This is a genomic window from uncultured Fluviicola sp., from assembly GCF_902168135.1.
Taxonomy (GTDB): domain Bacteria; phylum Bacteroidota; class Bacteroidia; order Flavobacteriales_D; family Crocinitomicaceae; genus Fluviicola.
Window position 1 is genome coordinate 67,296 of sequence record NZ_CABHOL010000012.1, and the last position, 20,011, is coordinate 87,306.

General features: G+C 41.8%; 21 protein-coding genes. 15 read left to right on the top strand and 6 right to left on the bottom strand.

Annotation, left to right across the window (positions count from 1 at the left end; genetic code table 11):
- Positions 1 to 76: 76 nt before the first annotated feature.
- Positions 77 to 607, bottom strand: coding sequence for a gamma carbonic anhydrase family protein (locus tag QZT69_RS02605; RefSeq protein ID WP_294670232.1), 531 nt, complete (start codon positions 605 to 607; stop codon positions 77 to 79).
- A 103-nt stretch (positions 608 to 710) separates the two neighbouring features.
- On the bottom strand, positions 711 to 1,631 hold the full coding sequence (locus QZT69_RS02610) for a LysR family transcriptional regulator (protein WP_294670233.1): 921 nt from the start codon (positions 1,629 to 1,631) through the stop codon (positions 711 to 713).
- A gap of 174 nt (positions 1,632 to 1,805) precedes the next feature.
- Between QZT69_RS02610 and QZT69_RS02615 the strand changes: the two genes are divergently transcribed.
- The 4 genes from QZT69_RS02615 to QZT69_RS02630 all read left to right on the top strand — a co-directional run bounded on the left by QZT69_RS02615 (position 1,806) and on the right by QZT69_RS02630 (position 3,584).
- Positions 1,806 to 2,252 carry a DNA starvation/stationary phase protection protein gene (locus QZT69_RS02615; protein WP_294670235.1) on the top strand — a complete coding sequence of 149 codons (447 nt, stop codon included), beginning with the start codon at positions 1,806 to 1,808 and terminating at the stop codon, positions 2,250 to 2,252.
- Between the two features lie 155 nt (positions 2,253 to 2,407).
- Entirely contained in the window at positions 2,408 to 3,025 is a 618-nt protein-coding gene (locus QZT69_RS02620) for a peroxiredoxin (protein WP_294670237.1), read from the top strand.
- A gap of 6 nt (positions 3,026 to 3,031) precedes the next feature.
- Entirely contained in the window at positions 3,032 to 3,346 is a 315-nt protein-coding gene (locus QZT69_RS02625) for a co-chaperone YbbN (protein ID WP_294670239.1), read from the top strand.
- The gene (locus tag QZT69_RS02630; protein ID WP_294670241.1) at positions 3,327 to 3,584 is read left to right on the top strand and encodes a hypothetical protein; all 258 of its coding nucleotides are present in this window, start codon (positions 3,327 to 3,329) and stop codon (positions 3,582 to 3,584) included. Before QZT69_RS02625 ends, QZT69_RS02630 begins: the two co-directional genes overlap by 20 nt.
- Before the next feature lie 101 nt (positions 3,585 to 3,685).
- Here QZT69_RS02630 and QZT69_RS02635 read toward each other — a convergent pair whose 3' ends face one another.
- Both QZT69_RS02635 and QZT69_RS02640 read right to left on the bottom strand, forming a co-directional pair.
- Positions 3,686 to 4,132, bottom strand: a complete 447-nt coding sequence (locus QZT69_RS02635; RefSeq protein ID WP_294670243.1) for a cold-shock protein — start codon at positions 4,130 to 4,132, stop codon at positions 3,686 to 3,688.
- 89 nt (positions 4,133 to 4,221) lie between these two features.
- Positions 4,222 to 4,416, bottom strand: a complete 195-nt coding sequence (locus QZT69_RS02640) for a cold shock domain-containing protein (RefSeq protein WP_294670245.1) — start codon at positions 4,414 to 4,416, stop codon at positions 4,222 to 4,224.
- A 560-nt stretch (positions 4,417 to 4,976) separates the two neighbouring features.
- Here QZT69_RS02640 and QZT69_RS02645 point away from each other — a divergent pair.
- From QZT69_RS02645 to QZT69_RS02675, 7 genes are all read left to right on the top strand, one after another.
- Positions 4,977 to 5,522 carry a phage tail protein gene (locus QZT69_RS02645; RefSeq protein ID WP_294670247.1) on the top strand — a complete coding sequence of 182 codons (546 nt, stop codon included), beginning with the start codon at positions 4,977 to 4,979 and terminating at the stop codon, positions 5,520 to 5,522.
- Positions 5,523 to 5,567: 45 nt separating this feature from the next.
- The gene (locus QZT69_RS02650) at positions 5,568 to 6,104 is read left to right on the top strand and encodes a phage tail protein (RefSeq protein ID WP_294670249.1); all 537 of its coding nucleotides are present in this window, start codon (positions 5,568 to 5,570) and stop codon (positions 6,102 to 6,104) included.
- 40 nt (positions 6,105 to 6,144) lie between these two features.
- Positions 6,145 to 6,675, top strand: a complete 531-nt coding sequence (locus tag QZT69_RS02655) for a phage tail protein (protein WP_294670252.1) — start codon at positions 6,145 to 6,147, stop codon at positions 6,673 to 6,675.
- 21 nt (positions 6,676 to 6,696) lie between these two features.
- Positions 6,697 to 7,833 carry a hypothetical protein gene (locus QZT69_RS02660; protein WP_294670254.1) on the top strand — a complete coding sequence of 379 codons (1,137 nt, stop codon included), beginning with the start codon at positions 6,697 to 6,699 and terminating at the stop codon, positions 7,831 to 7,833.
- Positions 7,830 to 8,753, top strand: a complete 924-nt coding sequence (locus QZT69_RS02665; protein WP_294670256.1) for a formyltransferase family protein — start codon at positions 7,830 to 7,832, stop codon at positions 8,751 to 8,753. Before QZT69_RS02660 ends, QZT69_RS02665 begins: the two co-directional genes overlap by 4 nt.
- Positions 8,754 to 8,802: 49 nt before the next feature.
- The gene (locus QZT69_RS02670; protein WP_294670258.1) at positions 8,803 to 14,286 is read left to right on the top strand and encodes a T9SS type A sorting domain-containing protein; all 5,484 of its coding nucleotides are present in this window, start codon (positions 8,803 to 8,805) and stop codon (positions 14,284 to 14,286) included.
- A 115-nt stretch (positions 14,287 to 14,401) separates the two neighbouring features.
- Complete coding sequence (locus QZT69_RS02675) at positions 14,402 to 16,366, top strand: tetratricopeptide repeat protein (protein ID WP_294670260.1); 1,965 nt, start codon at positions 14,402 to 14,404, stop codon at positions 16,364 to 16,366.
- Between the two features lie 67 nt (positions 16,367 to 16,433).
- Here QZT69_RS02675 and QZT69_RS02680 read toward each other — a convergent pair whose 3' ends face one another.
- Positions 16,434 to 17,591: a hypothetical protein gene (locus tag QZT69_RS02680; RefSeq protein ID WP_294670262.1), complete on the bottom strand. Its 1,158-nt coding sequence runs from the start codon at positions 17,589 to 17,591 to the stop codon at positions 16,434 to 16,436.
- On the bottom strand, positions 17,584 to 17,928 hold the full coding sequence (locus QZT69_RS02685; RefSeq protein WP_222101995.1) for a PadR family transcriptional regulator: 345 nt from the start codon (positions 17,926 to 17,928) through the stop codon (positions 17,584 to 17,586). Before QZT69_RS02685 ends, QZT69_RS02680 begins: the two co-directional genes overlap by 8 nt.
- Before the next feature lie 187 nt (positions 17,929 to 18,115).
- On the opposite strand from QZT69_RS02685, the gene QZT69_RS02690 reads away from it, so the two are divergent.
- From QZT69_RS02690 to QZT69_RS02705, 4 genes are all read left to right on the top strand, one after another.
- On the top strand, positions 18,116 to 18,418 hold the full coding sequence (locus QZT69_RS02690; RefSeq protein ID WP_294670265.1) for a hypothetical protein: 303 nt from the start codon (positions 18,116 to 18,118) through the stop codon (positions 18,416 to 18,418).
- A 175-nt stretch (positions 18,419 to 18,593) separates the two neighbouring features.
- Positions 18,594 to 19,019: a hypothetical protein gene (locus QZT69_RS02695; protein ID WP_294670267.1), complete on the top strand. Its 426-nt coding sequence runs from the start codon at positions 18,594 to 18,596 to the stop codon at positions 19,017 to 19,019.
- Positions 19,020 to 19,075: 56 nt separating this feature from the next.
- The gene (locus QZT69_RS02700; RefSeq protein WP_294670269.1) at positions 19,076 to 19,393 is read left to right on the top strand and encodes a hypothetical protein; all 318 of its coding nucleotides are present in this window, start codon (positions 19,076 to 19,078) and stop codon (positions 19,391 to 19,393) included.
- A 10-nt stretch (positions 19,394 to 19,403) separates the two neighbouring features.
- Positions 19,404 to 19,979: a Crp/Fnr family transcriptional regulator gene (locus QZT69_RS02705; RefSeq protein WP_294670271.1), complete on the top strand. Its 576-nt coding sequence runs from the start codon at positions 19,404 to 19,406 to the stop codon at positions 19,977 to 19,979.
- The last annotated feature ends 32 nt before the right edge of the window (positions 19,980 to 20,011 follow it).

Here is a 20,011-nt window from a genome sequence, read left to right on the forward strand (position 1 = left end):
TCAAAAGTTTAAAAACCTTCAGAACCCTTACTTTTTAATTACTATTACGACCGCACTGCCGTTTGTCTGTATCGAATCAATCGGCCTCTGCGGATTTCTTAAACCACCCCGAATACATCACGTAATTATTCGCGATGCGCTGTACTTCTCCTTCGAATAGTTCGGGAGAGAGTGTTTTCACTTTCTTTGCCGGAATTCCTGCATATACGCTCCATGCTTCTACATGTGTATTCTCCAAAAGAACCGCACCGGCCGCAATGATACAGTTGGACTCGATGTAACAATTATCCATTACAATGGATCCCATTCCGATCAGTACGTTATCTTCAACCGTACAGCCGTGAACCAGCGCATTGTGTCCGATAGAAACATTATTTCCCAATGTCGTTTTCGTTTTCTCATAAGTACAATGGATCACTGCTCCATCCTGTACATTCACCTGGTTCCCCATGCGGATGGAATTCACATCTCCGCGGATAACTGCATTGAACCAAACAGAACATCGGTCTCCCATCACTACATCACCGACTACCGTTGCATTTTCTGCCAGGTAAACATCTTCTCCGAATTGAGGTTCTATTCCTCTGCATGATTTTATTAAGGCCATATTTTTAATTGGAATTATCAATTGCTAAATTATCAATTATCAAGGGACTTCTGCTTCACTAAGTCTCCTTTTCTTGATAATTCTATCATTCATAATTGATAATTTACTTCCAACTCAACAACTCCAGTTCCTTTGAAACAGGCTTGCTGTACTTGTGCTGAATCGAGCGGATGATTTTTTCCATCGAATCCCAATTCGCATGCCGGAAAGCACTCACTGCAATAATAGACCTCCCCGGAAAAGATCCCTGGTTATCGCGAATTGATTTGAACTCCGTGCTTTGCGAAACAAACGGATGATAATATTCCGGTATGAGTGTATATCCTCCCTGCTGGTCCACCATCCGCATCAGCAAATCCATATTTCCGCCCTGGTAATTCCACCTGGAAGGCATATCATCATCAATTGCGCAGAATTGCATCATTTGCGTTCGCAGACAATTCCCTTTATTCAAAAGCCATGGCTGCAGGTCTTTTAATTGGTCTACCAGTAATACTTCTCCGGAAACACTTGGTGCATAGGCCAGGATTTCCTCCATAAACAAAGGTGTAATACGGTAATTATTCTGGTTCAACGGCCCGGCAAGAATTGCCAGATCAACCTTTCGCTGGTCAAGAGCTTCGATGAGTTCCTCGGTTTTTAATTCCTCTACAAATACCTGCGTACTGGGAAGCAAAGTCTGCCACTCCTGGAAATTATCCAATAACAAATAAGCCGCCACCGTTGGGATGACACCAATTCGCAACCGTTCCTTGTAAGTTCCGGAATAAATCTGGCTGATACGGTCAATAGCACCGAAATCACCCTGTATCTGCTGTAAAAGCGGTATTAAGGACCTCCCGAAATCTGTCAGCTCCATGGAGTTGGTATCCCGGTGAAAAATCAAATGCCCGAGTAGTTCTTCTGCTTTCTTTAACTGCATGGAGAGTGTGGGTTGGGTTACAAAGCATTGCTCAGCGGCTCTGCTGATCGATCCCGTTTCATAAACAGCCAGAATGTATGCAATTTGTTGTGGTGAAATCATTATAAATTAATTCTATGCATTTATAAAGTTAATCAATAACATTTATATTTGAATAATCGGCAACTTTGAATTATGAAATAAGAGACAAGACTTCAGGAGTCAGGAGACAATACAAATATTAAAAACTGTCTTGACTCATGCCTCTCAAAGTCTTTTAGTCTAAAAACAATAACTATGAGTTCACAACAAGATTTAAACACTAAGATGAATCGCCTTTTGGCAACGTACCAGGTACATTACCAAAATCTACGTGCGATCCACTGGAATATAAAAGGTTCAAATTTCTTCGAACTGCATTTGAAATACGAAGAATTGTACACCCGTACACAGGTGATCATTGATGATTTGGCAGAACGTATCCTGACATTAGGAGTCACGCCGCTTCACCGTTTCGAAGATTACCTGAAGAACAGCGATATCAAGGAAAACGTGACTATTCATGATGGGAAAGAAGGAATGACCTACATTCTGAATGCGCAGGAAACCATCCTGAAACTGGAACGCGAGATTTTATCCGAATCGGCGGATTTGGGTGATGAAGGAACAAACGCTATGATGAGTGACCTGGTCCGTGAAAAGGAAAAAACAAACTGGATGTTCGCCGCATGGCTGGGGAAATAGAGCAAATGAGCCAGGAGACAAAAGTCATGACTTTTATCAACTTAAGAACTTGATTTAAGTCATAGGAATATTTCCTATTCTTTGCGAACATTGATAAATGATTAAGTTCTGGCTCGATAACTAGTAATTAATAATCAAATATAAAAAACAAGAAAATGAGTGTAGTAGGTAAAAAATTCCCTTCGGTATTGGTAAATGCAATGGATGAAATGGGAGATACTTTCCAAATCGATGTGTTGAAACATGCGATTGAGAACAAGAAAAAAGTGGTTTTGTTCTGGTACCCGAAAGATTTCACGTTCGTTTGTCCGACAGAAATCCATGCTTTCCAGGAAGCTTCAGCTGAGTTTGCAAAGCGCAACACATTGGTAATCGGTGCCTCTTGTGATACAGCAGAAGTACATTTTGCGTGGTTAAACACACCAAAAGACCAGGGAGGAATCGAGGGGGTTAAGTTTCCTTTGATTGCAGATTCAACACGTCGTCTGGCTGAAGAGTTGGATATTTTGGATTTCGATCCTTACGATGAGGATTCAGCCGGAGACAATGTTACTTACCGTGCAACATACTTAATTGACGAAGAAGGAACAGTTTTCCATGAGTCAGTGAACCACATGCCTGTAGGACGTAATGTACAAGAGTATATTCGTTTGGTAGATGCATACACGCACGTGCAAAATCACGGTGAAGTTTGTCCTGCAAACTGGGAAGAAGGAAAAGATGCTATGAAAGCGAGCCTTGCAAGTACAGCAGAATATTTAAGCAAAAACTAAGAAGTGATGTTTACAGAGTTAACGGAAGACAATTTAGAGCAGTTATTGAGTACCAATCCAAAAGTGATGGTTCAATACGGAGCATCCTGGTGTGGTAACTGTAAGATCACGAAGCCGAAATTCAAGCGAATGGCTGAAGAAAATCCCGGAATAGAGTTCTATTATGTGGATGCAGAGAAATTACCGAACTCACGCAAATTTGCAGATGTTTCGAACCTGCCGACTTTCGCGGGCTTTGTGAACGGAGAATTGGTAAAACAAGCTCAGGGAAATAAAGTGGAAATCATTCAGGAGATCAAAGATGCGGTTGCCGGTAATTAAACACATGGTGGCTTTCATCGAAGAGAACGATGAAGACTACGTGAACGAAACAATCGAAACTTTGGAGCATTTGATCGATGCACCGGGATTGAAAGACGAAGAACTGGATGTTATTGGAGAATTGCTTTCCAATTTCTCCGGGGCAATCGAAGTTCACAAAGAAATCAAAGCAGGAAAATCTCAGAAAGATGCACTGAATGAATTCATGAAGCGGGTTACCGGTTCCATTGATAAATAATTGAAAGGCTTCCGAAAGGGAGCCTTTTTTGTTCAAAAAGTTCAACCGTCCAACTTTATTTTTTGAACTATTGAACTATTTGAACCTTTCAGATCTTTGTATTAATCTTTCTTAACCCTTACCGCAGTTGGTCCGCGCTGTCCTTTTTCAACTTCGAAAATGACTCTGTTCCCTTCGGTAATTGCTTCAGTTAATTGATTTGCGTGAACAAATACACTGTCTCCTGACGTACTGTCTTTAATAAAACCGTACCCTTTTGAATCGTTGTAAAAAGTAACTGTTCCTTTGCGAATTTTATCTTCCGGTTCCACATCTTCTCTTTTCGGAACACCGATAACGATATCCTCAGCGTTGAATTCAACACGTTTAGAATTATCCGGAGGTGTAGTTGTTTGATTTCCATTCTCGTCAATATATACGATCATATCTTCAAAACTTGCTTTCCCGTTCTCTTTGCGCTCAAGCATTTTCTTTTCTTTCTCTTTACGCTTTTTATCCTTTTTGTTCTGGATCTCTTTTTTATTAAAACTTTCTTGTGATCTTGCCATTTAACTTTTTAAAATTTACACTGATAAAATAAAAAAGAGTTTATTCGTCAAACGACAAACAAACTCTTTGGTTCATTTATTAAAATCAATTATTGGATTACGCGAACATTTACTGCGTTCACTCCTCTTCTACCTTCTTCTAATTCAAATTCTACTAAATCCCCTTCACGAATCTCATCTACTAATCCTGAAACGTGTACGAAATGGTCTTTTGCGGAGTCGTCTTCCTTAATAAAACCAAATCCTTTAGTTTCATTGAAGAACTTTACTGTTCCTTTGTTCATTAAACTTATTATTAAATATTTAAACGAAGGTACGGTTTAAAATCAGTAAATCGGCGAAATAAAATTTCTTTCGGCTAAATTAACGTTTCGGCACTTATCAAATCGGCCGTAATATTTCGTGTTTCACACGTCCAAACAGCAAGCTATACAAGCTCACAAACCCTAAGGGTTTCCCCTTGTTATTCAGTTTGAATGATTTCTGTTACAAGATGATTCCTAAATTTGTTTCGACTTAATTATTAGGTTATTTCTTTTTAAACATTATATTTGTCTGAAACCATAAATTAAACTTTCACTGATGAAAACACCACTTTCTAACAATGCCCGGATTTTCTTTAATGCCCCCTGTTAAACAAGGAATTTAATATTTACAATCGGAAATACGTTCAGCCAGTCTGTTTTGATCCGATCCAATTTTACACAACTTCACTATGAACTATTCTCTGCAAAAAACGAATTATTTCAAGGTTTCCGAGCCCCCCTCTACTTTGTTGATTATATGTTTTATAGTGATTAATCAGTATTTACTAAAAATCAATATAAACTAAAACAATTAACTTATGGAAGGAACAATTGGCGAAATTCGCATGTTTGCCGCTACGTTTGCCCCGAAATCATGGAGCTATTGTGATGGATCTATCATTGCTATTAGAGCTAACACAGCTTTGTTTTCTATTTTGGGCACAACCTATGGTGGTGACGGAACAACAACATTCGCACTGCCTGATCTTCGTGGCAGGATTGCATTAGGTGCCGGAAATGCCGTAACAGGGACCGTTTATTCTTTAGGACAACGAGCAGGTACCAATACAACTACACTTAATTCGAGTAACTTACCTCCGCACACACACACAGGTGTTGCAAATGTGGTTATTCCCGCTTTAAGCGAAGGAGGTACACTGGCAGATCCCAATGGGAACCACCTGTCTGCTTTGAACGGAATGTTTGCCCCAGCCTCTGCAGGATCCGATTCACATTTAGCACCATTCAGCGCAACTATTACCGATGGAGTAAGCGGAATGGGACAACCCCTGTCTTTGACGAAAGCTTATACAGGAATGAATTACATTATCTGCATGTACGGGGTATTTCCTTATCGAAACTAATCAAAAGTTACTCATCAATTTCACTCACTAAAAAAGAATAAAATTATGGAAGGTTATATAGGAGAAATCCGAATGTTTGGAGGAAATTTTTCTCCGGGAGCATGGAACTTTTGCGATGGTTCCTTGCAAAGCATTGCAGTATACACTGCTTTATTTTCAATTATCGGGACTACTTACGGTGGCGACGGGCAAACCACATTTGCTTTACCGGACTTCCGTGGAAGAATTCCTGTAGGAACAGGTAACGGTCCGGGGCTTCCTGTTTACGAACTTGGGCAAACAGGCGGACATGAGAATGCAACATTGACGAATCAAACAATGCCAATGCACACGCATGCCACTACTATCAGTATTCGGATACCTGCCTACTCGGAAACTGGTGGAGGAGATCCGAACGGTGCTATACTTTCAAGTTTAACGAATGCATATACGAACCAGCCAACTGACAGTTCCTTAAATGCATTTACATCGCCTGTAACACTGCAGCCGGTTGGTCAGGGTATTCCGTTCTCGGTTATGCAGCCGTATTTAGCACTCAACTACATTATTTGCATGGAGGGTATTTTCCCTTCCAGAAACTAATTTATTAACATTGAAAAACTGAAACAAAATGGAAGGTACAATGTCAGAAATACGCTTCTTTGCAGGAAATTTCAGCCCGAAAACATGGGCTTATTGCCAAGGACAACTATTACCAATTGCACAAAACACAGCTCTCTTCAGTCTGTTAGGAACCACTTACGGAGGAAATGGACAAACAACTTTCGCTTTGCCCAATTTTGCAGGAAGAACTCCTGTCGGGACCGGTCAGGGCCCGGGTCTAAGCACGGTTAGTTTAGGAGAAATGGCAGGAACACCAAATGTCACTTTAACCCAAATTCAGCTTCCGGCTCACAATCACCCGGGATCCAGTACAATAAGTGTTCCTACATATTCAGAATCAGGTTCATCGGGTGATCCTAGCGGATCCTTACTTGCATCCATCAATGGTCTTTACAAAACCGGTGTAACGGCAGATTCATTTCTTGCTCCAATCGGCGGTGCCGTAGTTGTAGGAACAGCAGGAGCCAGCAGCCCTTTAAATATTGAACAGCCTTATTTAGGGATGAACATAATCATCTGCTTGCAGGGAATTTATCCATCCAGAAATTAATCGTAACCTGAACTATTTAATATGAATATCAGTTTACTAATACCACGTTCCGTACTCTATCCGACCATGGGTTTTGATATTGTTGACGGAATAAAGGAAAGTTTAAAAAAAGCGGGAGTCGAAGACCCCCGCTTAACTATTCATAATATCGGCGTTGCTGCACGTGAACAGGATGTTTTTGCCAGTTGTGAACAAGCTCTTATGAATGGTACGGACATTGTTGTTGCATACATCAACCCGTCAACGGCGGAATATGTCCACGGACTGTTTGCAGCCAGTGATAAAATATTGCTGGTACTGGATAGCGGAATGCATTTCCTCCCACAAAACAAACTTTCCAATGCCTTTTTCATATCTATGGAAGGTATGCTTTGTTGCCGGGAAACTGCCAGTATTGCCGTAAAATCAGGATTTACTCACAACATCTTTACTTGCTCTTTTTACGATGCAGGGTACCGCGGTCCGCTCTCTTTCAGCAATGCGCTGGAAAACAATGGCGGGCAAGTATCCTTCAACCATGTTACAGCGTTAAAACGGTCTGAATTTACTGTCGAACCTATAAAAGAACAGATTGCTCTTCGCGAAGGCCAGGGAATCCTTGCTGCTTTTTGCGGAGATATGGCCATGGATTTTTACGGATCTCTAGGAGAAATAAATCCTGATGGCAAAGCTGCTGTCTTCGGCTCTCCTTTTATGATCGAAGAAGTCTGGCTTGACAAGATCCCATATCCGGGACAGAAAATCACAGCAGTTTCTTCCTGGGCAAGATCACTGAAAAATTCTGAAAATGAAGAATTTAAACAAATACTCAGCAAACCCGGAAAAGCAAATGTATTTTCGGTTATAGCCTGGGAAGCCGGAATATTGTTGTCCTATGTGATTTCAGGTCCGGTTGAATCCGTAATCGATAGTTGGTCTTCTTGTGAATTCAACTCTCCGCGCGGTCATGTTCGGATGAATCCGGATACACATTACCTGGAATCTCCTGTTTATCAGTGCGAGGTTACAGAGTCCGAAAATGGTTTCTGTAAGCTTGAGGTCGTTTCAGAGATTTCATCCGCCAATGAGGAAAGAGAACAGTTACTGAAGGAAATAAAAACGTATGGTGATCAAACTACCAATAGTTGGCACAATGCATACCCTTGCCTGGAATCATGAATAAAGTAATCGTGTTTTGCAATAACAGAATGGCTATTCCAGCTCTCCAAACCATGGCACAAAATGGGGTTTTGGAGGGTATAGGCATTCCCGAAACCAATCATGAACTGGAACAGGAATGCCGCTATTTCTTCGAAAAAAGTACAGTTTCAATTCGAAAACTGGCACGAAAAACGTTGGAGGAAGATACTTTAAACTGGCTTGAAACCACAGAAGCATCCCATATTTTTTTGATGACTTTTCCGTGGAAGATTCCCGCTCAATTATTAGCTGCTTTTCCAAATAACTTTTTAAACTTTCACTATGGCCTTCTTCCTCAAATGAGAGGCGTAGACCCTATTTTTGAGAGTATTCGCAGAAAATGCAGTGAAACGGGGATAACCATTCACATTGTTACTCCGGAGATCGATAAAGGTCCCATTCTGATGACTCAAAAAATCTCATTGAATAAAAACACCACTCATGGGGTGCTTTGCAATCAGATGGCGAACTTAAATGCACAGATGTCCCTGCAATTAATTCATCTTTTGCGTCAATCTCCTGTACTTGAAGGCCAGCAGCAATCGGAACAAGATGCGGCTTATTACAAACGTCCAGGGCTCAATGATGTAAAAATCAATTGGCAGACGATGGATAGTAGTTCTATCGATGCGCTGACTCGTGCCTGCAACCCATGGAATAAAGGAGCATATACCAGTTATGGTCATTGGAACTTCCGCATTCTGGCAGTTTCGGATGCCGGGGAAACCAGTGATACCTCATCTCCGGGAACAATTTCCAAAGGAGATGACAATACACTTTTGGTACATTGTATAGACAATCGAAAACTTCACATCACAATCATACATTCCGACGAAGGGTACTTCGAAGGAAACAAATTATTTGAATTCGGAATAGTGCCGGGTAGTCGTCTTAACTAAATTTATTTATTCTACCTTTGGCCCTTAGCGTTAATCTAAATTAAATTCTATGAACAAGCAAACTAACAAAATTAACATCGGGCTCATGCTCTTGTTTTGTCTCCTCTTTGGGATACAAAACAGATCACAAGCTCAGACCACACTGGCTCCGGGAGATATCCTCTTCACCAGTTACTCCGGAGTTGCAGTAGCCGGAGTTACACCGGATACGCTCTCATTTGTGCTGCTCACACCAATCAGTGCAAATACGGTTATTTATTTTACCGACCGTGGATATCAAGGTGGTCCATGGCAAGCAAGTGGTTCTACTGAAGGAACTATCTCCTGGACTTCCGGTTCAGCATTAGCCATTGGGCAGGAGGTTGAAATTGCAGGTTTCGGCGGAAGCGCAGCAAGAGTTGGCGGTGTTCCAAACGGAACAGTTGCCATAATTGCAGGTGGAAACGGGATTACTGGTCTTTCACTTGGTAATGCAGGAGACCAGATCATTGCTTTCCAGGGAGGTGCAGGAGATCCTACCAGCGGAGCTGCTACCATGATCACCGGTATAACTTGGGCTGTTAGTTGTGGAACAACAACTACAACCTCATGGAATGGTGCAGGGTGCACTTACGGGCCTCAATCATCACTAATTCCTCCTGGACTTAACGACGGAGTAAGTGCCTTCATGGTAGGATTGCCAGGTGCATCTCCGAACATTGACCATGCTAAATTCAATTGTACTGGAACTCCATACAGTACTGTAAGCGCTCTAAGAAACGCTATCATGAACCTGGGTAACTGGACATCAGGAGGTTCTACAAACACCACTGTTATAAATATCCCCGGAGGTTGTACTTATTACGCAACTTGTACAAACCCAACAATCACTTTGCCTCCATCCAGTGTAGTTGTTTGTAATGCAGGTAATACAACTTTTAGCATTACAGCATCAGGTGCTACAACTTACCAATGGCAAGAAAACTCTGGTTCTGGATTTACAAACATTTCAAATGGAGGTGTTTACTCTAATGCCACGACCTCAACTCTTACAATTACAGGAGTTACTTCCGGAATGAACGGCTACCTTTACCGATGCGTTGCATTAGATGGTTCGTGTAGTACAACTTCTTCCCAGGCAACTCTTACAGTTTCTACTCCGTTAATTACTCCATCGTCACAAACCAATATTGCTTGTAATGGTGGATCTACAGGAGCAGCTAGTGTGAATCCTGCGACAGGTGGAACCGGAGGTTATACCTACAATTGGACACCAGGAAACCCAACGGGTGACGGAACGATTTCTGTAAGTGGCCTTAGCGCCGGATCCTGGACTTGTACTGTTACAGATGCAAATGGGTGTACAGGTGTCAGAAATTTTACAATTACACAACCTACTGCCTTAAATCTCACAGCATCTTCTCAAACAAATGTTGCTTGTAACGGTGGGGCTAGCGGTGCCGCTAGTGTCAATACTGCAACAGGCGGGGCCGGTGGATATACTTATAACTGGACCCCGGGTAATCCAACCGGTGACGGAACAACATCCGTAACAGGACTTACTGCAGGAACATGGACTTGCACCGTAATGGATGCAAATGCTTGTACTTTTTCTGTGAACTTTACAGTCACTCAGCCACCGGCTTTATCTCTAACACCCGCTTCTCAAACAAATGTTTCTTGTAACGGAGGTGCGAACGGTGCAGCTAGTGTCAACACTGCAACAGGTGGTGCAGGTGGATATACTTATAACTGGACTCCAGGTAACCCAACCGGTGACGGAACAACATCCGTAACAGGACTTACTGCAGGAACATGGACTTGCACCGTAATGGATGCGAATACTTGTACTGCCTCTACCAATTTCACTATTACACAACCTGCAACAGCGGTTTCAGGATCAACAGTAGTTACAAACGTGGCTTGCTTCGGTGGAAATACAGGAGCAATTAACCTTACTCCTACAGGTGGAACAGGGCCTTATACCTACAACTGGGTCAGCGGACCAACTACGGAAGACCGAACAAGTCTTACAGCTGGAACATATTCCGTAACAATCACAGATGCCAATGCATGTACGGGAACAGTTAATGCAACCGTAACGCAACCTGCAGCTCCGGTTTCAGGAACAACAGTGGTAACGAATGTAGCATGTTTCGGTGGAAATACCGGAGCAATCAACCTTACTCCTACCGGTGGAACAGGACCTTATACCTTTAACTGGGCAAGCGGACCAACAACCGAAGACAGAACAAGTCTTACCGCAGGAACATATTCTGTAACAATTACAGATGCCAATGCTTGTACAGGAACGGTTAACGTAACTGTAACGCAGCCTACAGCAGCTGTTTCAGGAACTACAGTAGTTACAAACGTAGCTTGTTTCGGTGGAAACACAGGTGCAATCAACCTTACTCCTACCGGCGGGGTTGGACCATATACATTTACCTGGGTCAGCGGACCAACTACGGAAGACCGAACAAGTCTTACAGCAGGAACATATTCTGTTACAATTACAGATGCTAATGCTTGTACGGGAACAGTTTCCGGAATAACAGTAACACAGCCAACGGCTATTTCTGTTACACCTGCTTCCCAAACAAATGTTTCTTGTTTCGGTGGATCAAACGGTGCAGCTTCTATCAATACTCCAACAGGTGGTGCCGGTGGTTACACTTACAACTGGACTCCAGGTACACCAACGGGTGACGGAACAGTTTCTGTAACGGGATTAACTGCAACAACTTGGACATGTACTGTAACGGATGCAAACGGATGTGTTGCTTCACAAAATTTCACGGTGACTCAACCAACCGCTATTTCGGTGACTCCTGCTTCCCAAACAAATGTTTCTTGTTTCGGTGGATCAAACGGTGCAGCTTCTATCAATACTCCAACAGGTGGTGCCGGTAGTTACACTTACGACTGGACTCCGGGTACACCAACAGGTGACGGAACAGTTTCTGTAACGGGTCTTAGTGCCGGAACATGGACGTGCACTGTTACGGATGCAAACGGATGTGTTGCTTCACAAAATTTCACGGTGACTCAACCAACCGCTATTTCGGTGACTCCTGCTTCCCAAACAAATGTTTCTTGCTTCGGTGGATCAAACGGTGCAGCTTCTATCAATACTCCAACAGGTGGTGCAGGTGGATACACTTACGACTGGACTCCGGGAAATCCAACAGGTGACGGAACTACTTCTGTAACAGGACTAACAGCAGGAACATGGACTTGTACAGTAACAGATGCTAATTCATGTGTTGCTTCCGTAGATTTTACCGTTACACAACCAACGGCTCTTTCATTAACTGCGGCTTCTCAAACAAACATTTCCTGTAACGGAGGGGCAGACGGGGCTGCAACAGTAAATGCCGCAACAGGTGGTGCAGGTGGATACACTTACGACTGGACTCCGGGAAATCCAACAGGTGACGGAACTACTTCTGTAACAGGACTGACAGCAGGAACATGGACTTGTACAGTAACAGATGCTAATTCATGTGTTGCTTCCATAGATTTTACCGTTACACAACCAACGGCTATTTCATTAACTGCGGCTTCTCAAACAAACATTTCTTGTAACGGAGGTGCAGACGGGGCTGCAACAGTAAATGCCGCGACAGGTGGTGCAGGTGGATACACTTACGACTGGACTCCGGGTAATCCAATCGGTGACGGAACTACTTCTGTAACAGGACTGACTGCAGGAACATGGACTTGTACAGTAACAGATGCAAACTCATGTGTTGCTTCTGTAAACTTTACAGTTACACAACCAACAGCGGTTTCATTAACTGCAGCTTCTCAAACAAACGTTTCCTGTAACGGAGGTGCAAACGGTGCCGCAGTGGTAAACCCTGCAACGGGTGGAACAGGTGCCTTTACCTATGACTGGACTCCGGGAACACCAACAGGTGATGGAACTACTTCTATTACAGGATTGACAGCAGGTGCTTATTCGGTAACTGCAACAGATGTTAACGGATGTACAGCGACCGTTTCATTTACAATTACTGAACCTCCTGTATTAGCAATAACGGGCGCTTCACAAACGGAAGTTTCATGTAACGGTGGAGCAAACGGTACTGCAACAGTAACTGCAACTGGCGGAACTACAGGATACACATATTCCTGGACTCCTTCCGGGGGAACTGCTGCAACAGCAACAGGATTGACTGCCGGTTCATATACTGCAACGGTTACCGATGCTAACGGATGTACAGCTACTCAATCTTTTGTAATCACAGAACCGACAGCCTTGGATCTTTCAAACAATTCACAGACAAATGTGCTTTGTAACGGTGGTTCTACAGGATCAGCAACAGTAACACCAACTGGTGGTACCGGAACATATACTTATTCCTGGGCTCCTTCAGGAGGAACTGCTGCTACAGCAACAGGATTAGCAGCCGGAACTTATGTAGTAACAGTTACTGATGCGAATGCATGCGAAAGTACTCAAGCTTTCACTATTACGGAATCTGCACCGATTACCAGCAGTTTCTCTCATACAGCTTGTGCTTCTTATACCTGGGGAACTCAAACACATACAACAAGCGGGGTTTATACACAAGTATTTACAGCCACAAACGGATGTGATTCTACGGTAACTCTTACCTTAACTATCAGCCCAACACTTACAAATACAGTTACTGAAAGCAGCTGTAATTCGTATATCTGGGCGCAAAACGGTATGACTTATACAACTTCCGGAATGTATGTTGATACTATCCCAAGTGTAGGCGGATGTGATTCAATCGTAACTTTAGATTTGACAATCACCACTCCTACAAGCTCAAGTTCATCTGAGTTTGCTTGCGGAACTTATACATGGGTTCAAAACGGAATGACTTATACTGCTTCTGGAGTTTATACGGATACCATTCCAAATGCTGCAGGTTGTGATTCAGTTATTACATTGAACCTGACAATCGGAGGTTCTACTTCGACAGAATCAGTAACTGTTTGTGACAGCTATACATGGACACAAAACGGAACGACTTACACTGCTTCAGGAATTTACTCCGACACGCTGACTGATATGAACGGTTGTGATTCAATCTTTGTATTGAACCTGACTGTTACAGGTCTTCCTGTTGTTACTGCAACAGATAACGGAGATGCAACTATTACTGCGTCTACCGGATCTTCTTATCAGTGGATCAACTGTACGACAAATACTCCGATAGCAGGAGCAACGAGTCAAACATTTGCTGTGACAGCGAACGGAACTTATGCCGTAATTGTTACCAATTCGGGAGTATGTTCGGATACATCTGACTGTGTTGTGATTGACAATGTAGGATTAGAGGAATTTGAATCAGCGTCTGTTCAGGTATCCCCTAACCCAACGGAGAATTTCGTGACTATTTCCATGACATTCAATCAGGCAAAACTGGTTATGACGGATGCTCAGGGGAAAACGGTTTATACCGGAGAAATCACTAATGGAGAACAGGTCAACTTAGCTTCTTACGAAGACGGAGTTTACTTCTTATCCATTGAGACAGAAAACGGAAAAGTTCTAAAACGAATCGTTAAGAATTAAAACCAAATACTACTTGGTTAAAAACGGCGGTCAAATTGACCGCCGTTTTTATTGGATCTCTTTTTTTTAATCAACCAGGCTAACAACCAACAAATAAGTCTAATTTAGCATTGCTATGCCAAAGAAAAACACCTCTTCCAGTAAGCAGTCATCACAAAAAGCAGCTGCAGCAGTTCCATTAATTGATAATTCACTGGTAATACAGCGAAGACTTTTTTGGATACTTTCCATTGCTGCGTTTTTACTCTTTGCTCCTACAATCGGACACGGGTTCGTTTTGGATGACCTGGCGGTAATCGAAAACAACAAATTTGTACAGGAAGGTTTCGGAGGAATCCCCGACCTGTTTTCCACCTTCTACTGGAAAGGTTTCTGGGATGCTAATGCCGGATTGTATCGTCCTTTATCAATGGTCATGTTCGCAATAGAATGGGCTATTTCTCCGAATAATCCTGCCCTCCACCACTTCGTAAATGTGCTTTTGTACGCGCTGACAATTGGTTTGCTTTTTAAATTACTGCTCAAATTACTGCCCGGATATTCGGTTTGGGTTTCATTCGCTGTTACCCTGATATTTATGGCACATCCAAGTCATACGGAAGTAGTGGCAAATATTAAGAGCCGGGATGAAATTCTTTGTTTCTTATTCTTCCTGCTCACTTTTCTAAGTTTGCTTAAGGTCAGAAGCGGAAAACCAATGGATCTGGTTAAACCTGCGCTCTTATTTTTGGCCTGTTTATTATCCAAAGAAGCCGGCATTATGTACCTCCCCATTTTCGGGCTCTACTTTTGGATGATGAAAAAAGAAACTGCTTTCTCTGCTTTCAGAAAACTGGTTCCGCTAATTGTCATTGCAGGTGTTTGGTTGATTTTGCACCAACTTGTCATTCATTCAGACCCTACTCCTCCTATTCAATATACTTACCACGACAATTCGTTGGTTGCCTGCGAGAATGGTTCGCGTTACGCAACCGGAATAAGTATTTTGGGGCGTTATCTACTGGAAACTGTTGCTCCCTTTAATCTGAGTTATGATTATTCCTACAATCAGCTTCCATGCCTGAGCTTTACTTCTCCTCCTGTGATAGCTACTTTAGCGGCTGTAGTTCTTTTAGGGCTGGTCATCTTAAAAACACGTAAGTCAAAACCTGAAATCGGATTTGGGATCCTGTTTTTTTTAATATCGATTGCCCTGGTCACCAACATTTTCTCTTTGATCGGTACCACTTACGCCAATCGGTTAATTTATGCTCCTTCACTGGGTATTATTCTTTCTATCGTCCTGGTTCTTTTTACCCTGTTTAAAGCAGAACAAGCATCAAAATGGCAATCCGGGGCCGTTTTAACCTCACTGGTAGTCGGAATTTTATTTGCTGTTCAAACCATTCAGCGCAATAAAGTCTGGGAATCCAATACGACTCTTTTTACGGCAGATCTTGAAAACAGTCCTAATAGTGCACGGGTTCAATTCAATTACGGCGTCGTGATTATGAATGCTGCCGGCGAAGGTTCATCCGCTAACAGGAATCAATTGCAACTCGCTGCTTCCAGTTTCAAAAAGGCAATTTCTATCGACTCATTGGATTTGAATTCTTTCACAAATCTGGGCGTTGTCGAATACCGGTTAAATCAGTTCGATCAATCTGTTCTTTATACCCAAAAAGCAATTGCACTGAACCCGAAAGACACTTCTCTTTATGGAAATTTAGGGGATGCTTATTTTGCCTTAAAGGATTATCGAAAAACAGTCAATACATTAAAACGGGTTACTAAATGGAAAAATGCGACTTCGGGACACCATAAACGATACGGAATCTCGCTCTTTAATTTAAAGCGGTATGAAGAAGCAATTGCCGCTTTCAAAAAAGGGCTTCAAAAATATCCGAATGATACCGAAATGGCTTCAAACCTGGGAAATACTTATGGCGCAGCGGCCAAATACACAGAAGCAGGACAGACTTTTGAAGGAATTTACAACAAGGATACTTTGAACACGAATGCCCTGCGTTTAATGATCATTTCCTATGAACAGGCCGGAAACAGGGAAAAAGTTGCTCAATATGGTCCGCGTTTAAAATAAACAGCATTCAAAGAGAGGAAATTTTTCAATCCCCTCTCTTGCTTTTGTTCACTCAAAAAATGATGATTTAAGCGGCGATTAATTTCAACAGGTTCAGATGCATCTGTATCAATGTCAGATTTTGCAATGCTATTTTGGTTGTATTTGATGGCAAATCAATGGAAGTAATCTCAAACACCAGGTCCTTATGTTCCGGGTAAGCCGCTTTCAGCTTCCCGTTAACTTCCTCGGTAAGCCTGCAAATAGTTTCCCATTTATTTTTCATCGAAGCATTTAGCACTCGCGACATAGCTTCTTCTTTCGGCAAACGGCTGTAGGCCTCATCTTCTGATGTTTTATTGTACTCTTGTTCTGTCATTTTGGCTGAACTCCGGATAATCAATGATTTCATTTCCACAATTTCCCGGTTCAGCTTCACCACTTGTTTTTGAAGTGCTTTCACGTCCTGCTGATTCACAGACACCACTTTTGACCGTTCCATCTTCTGAACTTCTTCGTTCAGCAAGCGGTAAGCCTGTTGAGAAGATTCCTCTATTTTCGTGGAATATCCCAAATTGTACATAGCGAATAACAAACCTCCGCAGGCCATCATCAAAACCGAATTGACAGTCGAATTGAAACGCAGTTCAGGTCTTCTGACTCTTGTGAAGAAATAGATGGGAACATACACAAAGGTAAATGACACCAGGCCTGAAAGCATGAGCATGTTCGCGCCCGGCCAATGCATTAATTTGAATAAAAAACCCAGGGAAGCGATGATCCCGACTAAAAATCCGAAACTCAGGACTAATTTATCGGTTCTGCTTCCTTCATCCCTGAATTTAAGAGCAATCATCAATGGGAGAAAAATGAAGCTGAAGATAGCTATCCCTAATACAAAGGCAACCCCGGCTCCCGGCCAGTGCATGACTTTAAAAACCGACCCTGTGAGGGTAAAACCGGCTGCTAAAAGTCCTGAAATATTTACTGTTTTTTTCATGGCGTAAAAATGTTTGAAGGTTAATAACAATTCTGTTTCCTCCTGAATTTCACGCAAGTTGTCGTTGAAAAATCGAGGCAAGAGCCGTTGAAAGAACTGGTCAAAGTCGTCTGTTTCAGACATTTCATCCTCAATAATACAGCACATGTGATCCAGTAGGTTATACTGCAGATCTTCAATAGTAACCCCACGCGCTTCAATTTCCTGAAGAATAAAATCAACTTGCTCGTCCGAAACTCTAACCATTTCCAGTTCTTGGCTCTAAATCCAACAGAAACTTCATGGTATTCATAAAATCTACCAATTCGTTGACTTTCTCTTTGGCTGTCGACTGCCCTTTTTCGGTGAGTGTGTAGTACTTACGCACCCTTTTACCGATAAAGACTTCTTCCGTCTGCAATTCGCCCTGTGACTCAAGCGCATGCAGTGTCGGATAAAGTGCTCCTTCGGTTATTTGGATTTTCTCACCGGTGAGATCTTTGACGCGTTGGGTAATTTCATAACCGTACATTCTGCCGTTGTCCTTGAGCAAATTGAGAACGATTGTTTTAAGCGTACCTTTTAAAAGTTCTGATGAATACATAGGACAAATATACATAAGAATTTTAGGTATACAAATTTTTACCTAAGAAAATTAGGTATTGCTTCTTGCTTAACAACTAAAACGCTGTAAATCAATTGATTAAACTTAAATGCTAATTTTTTTAAAAAATCACCTCCTATTGCACAAAGTGCTGTTTTTCATTAATTTAATTAGGAAAAGACAATTTATGGGAGCAAAAAAGAAACATATTTTTAGTGATCAAACGAACAGAAATGCAGATTTGGGATTGGTTTTATCTGCTCCGGCGCGCATTGAGATTTTAGAATATTTAGATCGTTATGGAATAATGAATGTTCCAATGCTAGAGCAATTTATTTTATTACATGAGAAAACGATTAACCACCATGTAACTTTGATCGAGCGAAGTGGTTTGATTAAGGGGTTCTATATCGGAAACAAATATTTTTGGGCGAAAAATGAAGATCTCCTGGAAGACTGGGAGAAAATCCGCTGGTCATTCTCTACCTAGGATAAGTGTACACTTATCCTGTTTTTACCATGGTATGTATTTCAACGCCAATTCTGAATCCCTTTAAAACCAAGCTATTTAAAAAACTTCATTACATATTTTATACTACTTAGTACATTCATCAACACCTCACTTCCTATTCTTTCCAAAAAGAATTCCCTTTGCAGAAAAAAAGATGAAACAAACACTCTTATTCTACCTTCTGACTCTTCTTCTATCTAATTCCTTTGCACAGGAAACAAAATCGGATGAAAATCCGAAAGACTTCACAAAACCCGTTATCAAATTCAATCCCTTTGACGGAACAATCATAGCCGGATATGTTGACAACGGAGCGTTTTTGAACTTCACCGGTCCGAATATCAGCTTCACGCATAAAAACTCTAAAATTATCCTGGGAATGCTTCCGTCTTTACGTTATAAAGAAGACAACGGAATATTTAAAAACGCTCCGATAACCCCTAATCTGGGAATCGGTGTAACCTATTGTTATAAAATGATCGCTTTCCAGGTACCGCTTTACTACAATGCAAAGACTGCCGTTGCAAATGGAAGATGGAATATCGGAATTGGGATTGGTGTGCGCTTAAAGTATAAATAAAGGTTGGATTTGTTGGAAAGGAAAGATAATTTTGTTCGATAACTCATTCTTCAAATATGCCACAAATAGAGATTATCCGTTCCAGTGAATATGCCAATCGACTGAGAGAGATTAAGATTTTCATCGACAATCAACAAGTTGGTTCCATAGCTAACGGAAAAACAACCATATTTGAGGTTGCTGAAGGAAATCATACCATACAAGCAAAAATAGATTGGGGAAGAAGCAATATCATTAATATTACCCTTGGAGAAAACGAGAAAAAATCGTTTCAAATGACCAGTTTTGCAAAGCATAACCCTTTGGGAACATTCGCTGCGATTTATTACACCACAATTGCGTCAGACCGTTATTTGCGTTTGGAGGAATGTTAATCTGAACTTCATGGAACAAAAACTTCTCTCTTATTTTTCAAAGATCCTTCCTCTTTCCAAGGAGGAAATCGATGGAATTGTGGCAACACTTAAGGTTAAGACATTTCCCAAAGGAACCATTCTACTGAAAGAAGGAGATGTATCCATGGAAGCTTATTTTGTACTTCAGGGCTGCGTAAGACAATATTTCCTGGTTAACGGTGAAGAAAAAACAAACAACTTTTTCACCGAAGAACAGTGGGTCATTTCTATGCAGAGCATGAGCAGCAATTCCCCTTCAAAGCATTTCCTGGAATGCGTCGATGAATGTACACTGGTTGTAGGGAACCGGGAGAAGGAAGAGCAGCTTTATGCGAAATTTCCCAAACTGGAAACCGTTTCCCGCAAAGTCATGGAAAAAGTATTTGCCGAACAACAGGAGCTTTCAGGTTCGTATTTCACAGATACTCCCGAAGAAAGGTATTTAAAACTTATGCAGACAAGACCGGAGCTATTCCAGCGTGTACCTCAATACCTGATCGCCAGTTATGTGGGTGTGAAGCCGGAATCACTGAGCAGGATCCGAAAAAGATTAGTTCAAAAGTGAATTAACAGGTCATTCTACATTTTTAAAAATTC